Source organism: Allobosea vaviloviae (genome assembly GCF_001298265.1).
GTDB classification, from domain to species: Bacteria; Pseudomonadota; Alphaproteobacteria; order Rhizobiales; family Beijerinckiaceae; genus Allobosea; species Allobosea vaviloviae_B.
In genome coordinates this window covers 1-8311 of sequence record NZ_LGSZ01000069.1, presented here as the reverse complement: position 1 = coordinate 8311, position 8311 = coordinate 1, and the positions used below count along the sequence as shown (strand labels likewise).

Annotated in this window: 5 protein-coding genes; all 5 read left to right on the top strand. The window is 65.8% G+C overall.

All coding sequences use genetic code 11. The features are described from left to right. Positions 1–444 precede the first annotated feature (444 nt). The 5 genes from AE618_RS23325 (at position 445) to AE618_RS23305 (ending at position 8151) form a co-directional block, all read left to right on the top strand. Positions 445–630 (top strand): hypothetical protein, encoded by a 186-nt coding sequence (locus tag AE618_RS23325; protein ID WP_054211474.1) that lies wholly within the window; start codon positions 445–447, stop codon positions 628–630. Further along, positions 608–1783, top strand: a complete 1176-nt coding sequence (locus tag AE618_RS23320; protein WP_349236450.1) for a DUF3991 and toprim domain-containing protein — start codon at positions 608–610, stop codon at positions 1781–1783. The genes AE618_RS23325 and AE618_RS23320 overlap by 23 nt, the downstream gene beginning before the upstream one ends. 141 nt (positions 1784–1924) lie before the next feature. Next, positions 1925–2527, top strand: a complete 603-nt coding sequence (locus AE618_RS23315) for a DUF1419 domain-containing protein (protein WP_054211473.1) — start codon at positions 1925–1927, stop codon at positions 2525–2527. Between the two features lie 12 nt (positions 2528–2539). Then, positions 2540–2935 (top strand): DUF3085 domain-containing protein, encoded by a 396-nt coding sequence (locus tag AE618_RS23310; RefSeq protein ID WP_054211472.1) that lies wholly within the window; start codon positions 2540–2542, stop codon positions 2933–2935. A gap of 110 nt (positions 2936–3045) precedes the next feature. Beyond that, entirely contained in the window at positions 3046–8151 is a 5106-nt protein-coding gene (locus AE618_RS23305) for an N-6 DNA methylase (protein ID WP_054211471.1), read from the top strand. Positions 8152–8311: the final 160 nt, after the last annotated feature.

The window sequence follows — 8311 nt, the reverse complement described above, 5'->3', positions numbered from 1 at the left end:
GATCTTGCGCGCCAACGTGGTCTTGCCCGACTGACGCGGTCCTGCGATCGCGACGACGCGCGTGTCGGTCAGCGCTTCGCGAATGCGGCTTTCGGCATGGCGTGGGTACATGTCAAAGCGCCTGTCGGCTCAGCGTCCAATCTGGAATCTATAACCGTCCAATCCGGAATTTGAAAGCGTCTGATCCGGCGTAAAGCGCCCGAGCCAGGGAGCTGGCCGGTCCAGCGGTTCATTCGAACGGGCGGACCACCGAGAGCAGCGCAGTCCCGCTCTTTTGCGATGGCGTCCTGGTCCAGTTCCGGATCTTCCACGATCAACCCGCAAGGGGTCGGCTACGCGAGCGTGCCGCCGCTGCGGCTGACGCCTTCGCGGTGATCGCGACCGGCCCCGGCCCTTCGAGGAGCCATCGAGCGGGAATTGCCCCGCTCCCGATGGAGCCCCACGATGTCGAACGATCTTGTCCTTGCCCAGAGCCACGCCTTCGCACTCGCCCGCACGCTGATGGTCGCGGTCACGGTTTTCCAGATCGATGGCGCCTACGGAGTGCTGCCGAGCGACGAGATCGACGACGCAGACGACCTGCGCGTCATTCACGAATTCGACCCCCATGATCGCCGGCCGGCTCACTGAGCCGGCCCTTAGTGCCGCTGGCGAGCAGTCGCCCGCAAGGGGGCTGCGCCGCCGGCGATCGATCTCATCATCCCGTCGTCTGTCGATCCGCGCCCTTGCAGGCGCCGCTCTTCGCGGCGGTTGGGCTTGGACCCGCAAGATCTGCGGGAGGGACGAAGCAGCAGGAAAGGCCGGACGTAAGGCGCCGGGAAAGATGATGGAGCAACGAGAACTCGAGGAACTGAAGGGGCGCGTGCTGTGCGCGGCGGTGCTGGAGAAAGCCGGCTTCGCCATCGATCTGAAAGAGAGCACGCGCCGCGCCGTCAAGCACCGGCGCAGCAGCGACATTGTCATCGTGATCCACGAGGGCAGGGGCTGGTTCGATCCGCTGTCGGAGGCCAAGGGCGATGTCTTCTCGCTCATCCAGCATCTGGATGGCGTCGCCTTCACCGAAGCGCTTGTGCGTGCGGCCGAGCTCGTCGGGTTCCGACCGGCCGAACCCATCTCCCAGAGACCGCGCACTCAGCGGCCGATTGTCTCTCTTGCCGAACGCTGGCGCGCCCGGCGAGCCCTTCGGCCGGGCTCCGCCACCTGGCGCTACCTGCGTCACGAACGCCATCTCCCCGAAAGCGTGCTGCGCGCCGCGATCCGTCAGGACCGGCTGCGGGAAGGCCCGCATAGCAGCGTGTGGGTCGCCCATGTCGACGACGGCGGCATTGTCACCGGCTGGGAGGAGCGCGGGCCCGCATGGCGCGGTTTTTCGACCGGTGGGGCGAAGATGCTGTTCCGGCTCGGCGCGCCCGAGGGCTTGAGGCTCTGCGTCACCGAGGCGGCGATCGACGCCATGAGCCTCGCAGCGATCGAGGGGCTGCGGGACGGCAGCCTCTACCTCAGCACCGGCGGCGGCTGGTCGCCGGCGACTCAGGCCGCGCTGCAAACGCTCGCTGCTCGTCCTGGAGCAAAACTCGTCGCGGCGACGGACGCCAACAGCCAGGGCGAAGCCTATGCCGGCCGGCTGCGTGAGATCGCCGAGGCTGCCGGCTGCGACTGGCTCCGGTTCAAGCCGCCAAGCGATGATTGGAACGACGCTTTGAGGGAGAAGGTAGGGGAGGAGGCGGAAAGACGAGAGAGGAGAGGAGGCCTGCCGCATGCCCGCCGGCCGCATCAAGGGTGACGCTTCGCCCGGCTGCGCCGGCCCTTGACCCGGCCGATCAGGGAGGCGGCCGCGGGGGAGGGGTCAGGAAGAGCCGAAGATGATGGCGATGTCGCGAGGATGAGCCGCGCTCCGGTCTGACGAGACCACAGGAGCCCGCCCATGGCTTTCTCTCCGATCCGCAAAGTTTTTCAGGGCGTCGCCGACCGGCGGCAGATGTTCCGGATGTTCGACCGCCATGCCCAGCGGCCGGATCGTAGACGGAATGATGGCAGCTCGCTCTATGCCGGCGAGTGGTTCGAGATCGGCCAGGCCGAGCACGACTACATGTTCGAGGTCCTGCCGCCAGTCATCTTGGCGGTCGATATGTTCGCGCTGCGCGAGTTCCTGACCGGCTCGATCACCAGCATCTTCTTCACCTTGTGGATCGACGGCCGGGCCCGGTACTTCCACAGCTATTGCGATCTCGCCGATGTCGGTTCCGGCAGGCGCATGCGCGAGGCGATCGTCGAGCGCGAGAGCCGGCCTGTGCGGGCCATGACGCGGCAGGAGCGTCTGGAGCATATCTGGTCGAGCACCCATGACGACTATCGCGGCTATGCCGGCGAGGGCTGGCCCGCGCCCGATCAGGGCAAGCGCATCGTCACGGTCTATGGCAGGCGGCATGGAACGACGTCAAAGCTTCTCGACGGTCTGACGGACGCGGAGATCAGCGAAAAGCTCCCCGTGCATCTGCGCTACCTGCCCGACGCGGTCGCGGCGTGATGGGCTGCGGAAATGTTCAGCTTTTCCGTTACGGATGTCCGCGCTGTCATCACGCGCGGACGGATCGACGCCGTCCTCAATGGCGGCTTTCGCAATCCGCATGGCCTCACCCCCGGCCAGGACGAGCGGCCCGGACTCTGGCTGGTCGGCGATGAGGGCGTCTACATCATGTCCAACGGCAAGCTCGCCGAGGGCAAGCGTCCGCTCGTGGTCTACGCCCAGGAGTGCGATCCAAAGACCAACCCGGACTACTGGCACTACAAGCGCCAGCACTTTGGCGGCGATGACGGCGTCGAGTTCCTCGATGCAGCCGAGCTCGTGAAGCTGATCAATGCTGCGCCGTCGGCGACGCATCTCACGATCACGATGACCGACAGCGCCCTGTCGCTCGCCCTGGTCCGGCGCTGATCCGCCGGACTGCCCAGCCGTCCCATCCAACGTCTCGCGACCATCGCAACTCTCGTCGGACTTGATCTGGCGGGAACGACGGCGCGCGCCCGAACTCAGGAGAATTCGCCATGGCGCAAGATCATCGCCTGAATCTTGATCCCTTCACCATCGACCTCTTCAACGACACGGCTCTGTTATCGGGCCTGAGCCTCGGCGTGACGGCCTTCGCCGGCGACGTCGTAGCCAATGACGACGATGACCCAGAGCCCAAGCCGCCTTCGCCAGCGCAGCGGATCACTCCGCCCGCGACGCGGCCCTCGGCGCTTGGTCGGGGCGTCAATTTCATCCTCGACAGCGATCGCGGCCTCTCCGCAGGCTGGAAGGATCGTGCCCGCGACAGCATTGCTGCGATCCAGCTCGCCGCAAAGATCGAAGCCGAGGAGCGGCCTGCGACGTCGGACGAGCAGCGTAGGCTGATCCGCTTCACCGGCTTCGGCGCCTCCGACCTCGCCAACGGCGTGTTCCTGCGACCGGGCGAGACGGCGTTCCGGAAAGGCTGGGAGACCATCGGCGGCGCGCTGCAGGACGCCGTCAGTGGCGCCGACTACGCTTCGCTCGCGCGCTGCACGCAGTACGCCCATTTCACGCCGGAGATCATCGTCCGGGCAATCTGGGCCGGACTACAGCGGCTCGGCTGGCGCGGCGGCCGGGTCCTGGAGCCGGGCATCGGCACGGGGCTGTTCGCGGCGCTCATTCCGAAATCCTTTCACGATTGCGCTCACGTCACCGGCGTCGAACTCGATCCGACGACGGCGCGCATCGCCCAGCTGCTGCAGCCGCGTGCCCGCATCCTCACCGGCGACTTTGCCCGGACCGAGCTACCTGCGAACTTCGACCTCGCCATCGGCAACCCGCCGTTTTCCGATCGCACGGTCCGCTCCGATCGCGCCTATCGTTCGCTGGGCTTGCGGCTGCACGACTACTTCATCTCGCGCGCGATCGATTTGTTGAAGCCCGGCGGGCTCGCGGCCTTCGTCACCTCGCATGGCACGATGGACAAGGCTGACGCCACGGCGCGCGAGCACATCGCCTGTTCAGCCGATCTGATCGCCGCAATCCGCCTGCCGGCAGGCAGCTTCCGTGCAGATGCCGGCACGGATGTCGTCGTCGACATCCTGTTCTTCCGGAAGCGGAAACCGGGCGAGCCGAAGGGCGATCTCGCTTGGCTCGATCTGGAGGAGGTGCGGACGGCCACGGCGGACGAGAGCGCGATCCGCGTCAATCGCTGGTTCGTGTGCAATTCCGGCTTCGTGCTCGGCACGCATGCCCTCGCCTCAGGCCAGTTCGGCGAAAACTACACCTGTCTGCCGCACGCTGACGTTACTCTCGATGCCGCGTTGGACGCCGCTATCTGTCGTCTTCCGGAAGGTCTCTATGACGGTGAGCCGGAAGTGGTCGATCTCGACCACGGCGAAGTGCCGGGCGCTAATCCAGCGTCGCCGCGAGAGGCGCGAGTCCGCGAGGGCAGCTACTTCGTCGATACGCGCCGCGGGCTGATGCAGCTCATCGACGGCCAGCCGGTCGCAGTGAAGGTTCGGAGAGGGCGGAGCGCCGAGGGCGTCCCGGAAAAGCACGTCCGGATCATCCAGAAGCTGATCCCGATCCGCGACGCCGTGCGCGAGGTCCTCAGCTGCCAGGAACAGGACCGACCATGGAAGGACGCGCAGGTTCGCATGCGCATCGCCTGGTCGAGCTTTTTGCGGGACTTTGGCCCGATCAATCACACGACGGTCTCAATCTCGGAGGACGAGACGATCGGCGAGGTCCGCGAATCTCACCGCCGGCCAAACCTGCAGCCTTTCCTCGACGATCCCGATTGCTGGCTCGTCGCCTCGATTGAGGACTACGATCTCGACACCGACACGGCCAAACCGGGACCGCTCTTTAGCGAGCGCGTCATCGCGCCGCCTGCGGCGCCCGTCATCTCCTGCGCCACGGATGCGCTTGCCGTCGTCCTGAACGAGCGTGGCAGCGTCGATCTCGAAGACATCGCGGAGCTGCTGCATCGGGATGTCGCCGACGTCGTCGCCGAGCTTGGTGATGCGATCTTCCAGAACCCGGCCGACGGAGCCTGGCAGATGGCGGACGCCTATCTGTCGGGACCGGTGCGCGACAAGCTGAAGGTGGCCGAGGCCGCGGCAGCTCTCGACCCTGTCTTCGAGCGCAATGTCCGCGCCCTTGTCGCGGTCCAGCCTGCGGATCTCGGGCCTTCCGACATCACTGCGCGTCTCGGGGCTCCCTGGATACCGGCAGCCGACGTCGTCGCCTTCGTCAAGGAGACGATGGGCGCCGAGATCACGATCCGCCACATGCCGGAGCTGGCGTCATGGACGGTGGATGCGCGCCAGCTCGGCTGGCTGGCGGCGGGAACGTCCGATTGGGGCACGGGCCGTCGCCATGCCGGCGAATTGCTGACTGACGCCCTGAACAGTCGCATTCCGCAGATCTTCGACACGGTGAAGGAGGACGGCCGCGAGCGCCGTGTGCTCAACGTTGTCGATACCGAAGCCGCCAAGGAGAAGCTGCTCAAGATCAAGGCGGCATTCCAGAGTTGGGTCTGGTCCGACCCCGACCGCACCGACCGACTGGCGCGGGTCTACAATGACCGCTTCAACAATATCGCGCCGCGCGCCTTCGATGGCTCGCATCTGAACCTGCCCGGCGCGAGCGGCGCTTTCACCCTCTACCCCCATCAGAAGCGCGGCATCTGGCGGATCATCGCGACTGGGTCGACCTATCTCGCCCACGCGGTCGGCGCCGGAAAGACCATGACCTTTGCTGCCGCCGTGATGGAGCAGCGTCGGCTCGGGATGATCGCCAAGGCCATGCTGGTCGTGCCGGGCCATTGCTTGGCGCAGGTCGCGCGGGAGTTTTTGGCGCTCTACCCGAACGCCCGCATCCTCGTCGCCGACGAGAGCAATTTCACGAAGGAGAAGCGCCGCCGCTTTCTGTCGCGCGCTGCGACCGCGACCTGGGACGCGATCATCATCACCCATTCGGCGTTCCGCTTCATCGACGTGCCGTCCGCCTTCGAGCAACAGATGATCCAGGATGAGCTTGAACTCTATGAAAACCTGCTGACCAAGGTCGAGACCGACGACCGCGTCTCGCGCAAGCGCCTCGAACGGCTGAAAGAGGGCTTGAAGGAGCGGCTGGAGGCGCTCTCGACGCGCAAGGACGATCTCCTGACCATCTCGGAGCTCGGCATCGACCAGATCATCGTCGACGAGGCGCAAGAGTTCCGGAAGTTGTCCTTCGCCACCAACATGTCGACCCTGAAAGGGGTCGATCCCAACGGCTCGCAGCGCGCCTGGGATCTCTATGTGAAATCCCGCTTCGTCGAGACGAAGAACCCGGGCCGGGCACTCGTTCTTGCCTCGGGCACGCCGATCACCAACACGCTCGGTGAGATGTTTTCGGTGCAGCGGCTGATGGACCATGCCGCGCTTCGCCAGCGCGGGCTGCATGAGTTCGACGCCTGGGCCTCGACCTTCGGCGACACCACGACAGAACTCGAGCTGCAGCCATCGGGCAAATACAAGCCGGTCTCGCGCTTCGCCAGCTTCGTCAACGTCCCCGAGCTGATCGCCATGTTCCGCTCCTTCGCGGATGTCGTGCTCCCCGACGATTTGCGGCGCTATGTGAAGGTGCCGGCGATCTCGACCGGCCGCCGTCAGATTCTGACCGCCAAACCGACATCGGCCTTCAAATCCTACCAGCGCCTGCTCGACGAGCGCATCAAGGCGATCGAGATGCGGGACCGGCCGCCGGAGCCCGGCGACGACATCCTGCTCTCGGTCATCACCGATGGCCGCCATGCCGCGATCGATCTGCGCTTGGTCGATCCCGACAACGACAACGAGGCGGAGAACAAGCTCAACCTCCTGATCGGGAACGCGCTACGCATCTGGCGGGAAACCACGGACGCAACCTATGTCCGGCCCGACGGCAAGCCCTTCGAGGCGACGGGCGCCGCGCAGATGATCTTCTCCGATCTCGGCACGATCAGCGTCGAAAAGAGCCGGGGCTTTTCGGCCTATCGCTGGATCCGTGACGAACTCGTCAGGCGCGGCGTGCCCGCTTCCGAAATTGCCTTCATGCAGGATTTCAAGAAGTCGGAAGCCAAGCAGCGCCTGTTCGGCGATGTCCGCGCTGGCAAGGTGCGGTTCCTGATTGGGTCGTCGGAGACGATGGGCACCGGCGTCAACGCGCAGCTCAGGCTGAAGGCCCTGCATCATCTCGACGTGCCCTGGCTGCCTTCGCAGATCGAGCAGCGGGAGGGGAGGATCGTGCGGCAAGGCAATCAGCATGACGAAGTCGATATCTTCGCTTATGCCACGCAAGGCTCGCTCGACGCCACGATGTGGCAGAACAACGAGCGAAAAGCCCGCTTCATAGCGGCGGCACTGTCCGGCGACACCTCGATCCGCCGGCTGGAGGATCTCGGCGAGGGGCAGGCTAACCAGTTCGCGATGGCGAAAGCGATCGCGTCGGGCGATCAGCGGCTGATGCAGAAGGCCGGGCTTGAGGCCGAGATCGCCCGGCTCGAGCGCCTGCGTGCCGCCCATCAGGACGATCAGTTCGCTGTGCGGCGCCAGCTTCGCGATGCCGAACGGGATATCGCGGTCTCGACCAGGCGTATCTGCGAGATTGGACGCGACATCGAGCGCCTCGTGCCGACGGGCGGCGACGCTTTCGCGATGACGGTGGCGGGCTCACCCTATCGCGAGCGCAAGGAGGCTGGACGCGCCTTGCTCCGGGAAATCCTGACCCTCGTGCAGATGCGGCATGAGGGGGAGGTGGTGATCGCCATGATCGGCGGGTTTGAACTGGAGTTCAGCGGCGAGCGCGGGGGCCGCGATGGCTATCGCTATGAGACGATGTTGCTTCGTACCGGCGCTGAGCACGAGATCGATCTGCCGGTCACGGTGACGCCGCTTGGCGCGGTGTCGCGGCTCGAACACGCACTCGGGGATCTTGAGGGCGAGCGGGAGCGGTATCTTCAGTGTCTCGCTGAGGCCCAGCGCCGGCTCGCGTCGTATCGGTCGCGCGAGGATGGCACGTTCGCCTTCGGCGAGGAGCTGGCGGAGAAACGCCGGCAGTTGGTCGAGATCGAGACAGCGCTGGCGAGCGATACGGACGGACCTGATGCGATGCCGGCGGTCGCAGCTTGATCTGAGCAGAAGGGCGGAAAGCGGGGCGAGAGAAAAAATGAACCTTGCTCGCCGACCGGCCATTCCGGTGGCGCTGACGCTCAACCGCCGCCGTCGCGATCCCGGTCCGTTGTCCCGCGCAGGGCTTTGCCCCGCTTGGCCATCCGGACCGAGATGCTCG

Coding starts and splice junctions, on each gene's coding strand:
- AE618_RS23315 (WP_054211473.1), top strand. CDS start 1,925: ATGGCTTTCTCTCCGATCCGCAAAGTTTTTCAGGGCGTCGCCGACCGG.
- AE618_RS23305 (WP_054211471.1), top strand. CDS start 3,046: ATGGCGCAAGATCATCGCCTGAATCTTGATCCCTTCACCATCGACCTC.
- AE618_RS23310 (WP_054211472.1), top strand. CDS start 2,540: ATGTTCAGCTTTTCCGTTACGGATGTCCGCGCTGTCATCACGCGCGGA.
- AE618_RS23320 (WP_349236450.1), top strand. CDS start 608: ATGATCGCCGGCCGGCTCACTGAGCCGGCCCTTAGTGCCGCTGGCGAG.
- AE618_RS23325 (WP_054211474.1), top strand. CDS start 445: ATGTCGAACGATCTTGTCCTTGCCCAGAGCCACGCCTTCGCACTCGCC.